Annotated in this window: 1 pseudogene; it reads left to right on the top strand. The window is 63.2% G+C overall.

Annotation, left to right across the window (positions count from 1 at the left end):
- Window positions 1–1,539: pseudogene (locus WBQ44_RS13400) on the top strand (hypothetical protein); the annotation flags it as partial.
- Between the last annotated feature and the right edge of the window lie 79 nt (window positions 1,540–1,618).

Here is a 1,618-nt window from a genome sequence, read left to right as displayed (position 1 = left end):
TGCGACGACTCCTTCACGTTCTACCAGAACTCCAAGAATTACTGCGACAAGCGCGGCGACTCCACCTTCCAGCCGGTGACCTACCACGGCAACTCGGCCGAGGAGTGCAGCCAGACCTGCTTCAACGTCGTCTCCTCGATGACCGGCTACTGCGACGCCGACAACAACTTCGTCGCCGTGACGCCCGACTCCACGCGCATTTGCGCGGCGACGGGCGGCGAGCGCGAGGCGGTGTCTAAGTGGGCCTTCTGTGCCGCAATGCCCGGCGAGTGCCAGAATCTGTGCGCGTGCCGCAAGACTTACGGCGACTCGGCTTTCTGCGTGCGACCGAACCCGAACGTCGCCTTCACGCTCTACAACGAATCCAACCTGAACGAGTTCTGCAGCACTTACGCAAACGCCAACGGGCTCATCGTCAAGAAGCTGTCTGACAAGAAGTCCACGGACTGCGCGCGCTTCAGCGACGCGAGCGGCAACGACTTCGAGCCTCACCGCCTCTCCTCGCTTGTGGAGCCTAGCCAGGCCGCGCCCGCCGAGGGACAGACCAGCCAGGCGAGGTATAGGCGTCATGCCAGCTACGTGCAGAAGGTGGCCGCCGCCGTGAACCAGCTCGATGAGGAGCAGAAGCGCCGCGTGCTGTCCAGCCTCGAGCACAGCAAGGGCGTCCTGAACGACATCACTTCCGAGCTTAACGTCTCCAACAAGAACAAGGTGGCAATCGATAACAGCACCAACTTCTTCATCGATGCAACGGAGATCGATCCCCAATCCGTGCTCGACTTCATCGCGGAGATGATGCAGAAGAACCCGAATATCGTCGATGCGTCGAGCGACAACGCGTCCTCGACCGACAACGCGTCTTCGAACGGCAATGCGCCCCAGGACTCTGCGACCGCCGATAACTCGGCGCCTCAAGCTCCTGCGACGGCCGACACTCAAACTCCTGCGACCGCCGATAACTCCACGCCCGTCGCCACACCGGAAAAACCCGCGACTGCCGACAACTCCCCGACCGAGGCTACTCCCGAAAAGCCCGCGATCGCCGACAACGGCACCGCCCCGGCCGCGCCGGAAGCTCCCGCGACCGCCGACAACGGCAGCGCCCCGGCCACGTCCCCCAACGTTACCGTGATGATAGGCAATCCCGAAATGTTCCACATTGCCCCCGTTGCCCCCAACACCGAGGCGACTCCCGTTGACAACAAGGCGCAGACCGGCACAAGCATTCCGGCCATCGTGGGTCAGCCGTCGGCTCTGAGCGCCGAGCAGCCGCAAACGATCACCACCGCGCCGAGCACGACCGACGAAGCGAAGAACGGTTCCGCGACTCCCGTTGACGGCGCGCCCCTCGCCTCGCTCGTCGGCGACTCACAGAACACGCCGCAGTCCCTTGACTCGGTGACGCCCGCACGCACCACAGACGATGGCGTGAACACCGACGTCTCCGGCCCCAACGTGCCCGTCACGCCAACGACCGAGGCGCCGCGCCAGGGCCCTCTGAGCATATTCGACGGGCGTACCTCCGAGAACAGAATCTGAGCCGTCGCAGCAAACAATCGCCGAACCTCCCTTTAACGTTATAAGCGATTATTATCCGATTCGATAAACGGCCAAGGGG

It is taken from the genome of Rhodococcus sp. (in: high G+C Gram-positive bacteria) (genome assembly GCF_049591685.1).
GTDB lineage: Bacteria > Actinomycetota > Actinomycetes > Mycobacteriales > Mycobacteriaceae > Rhodococcoides.
The sequence above is the reverse complement of the archived record's forward strand: the minus strand, read 5'-3'. Positions and strand labels throughout refer to the sequence as shown.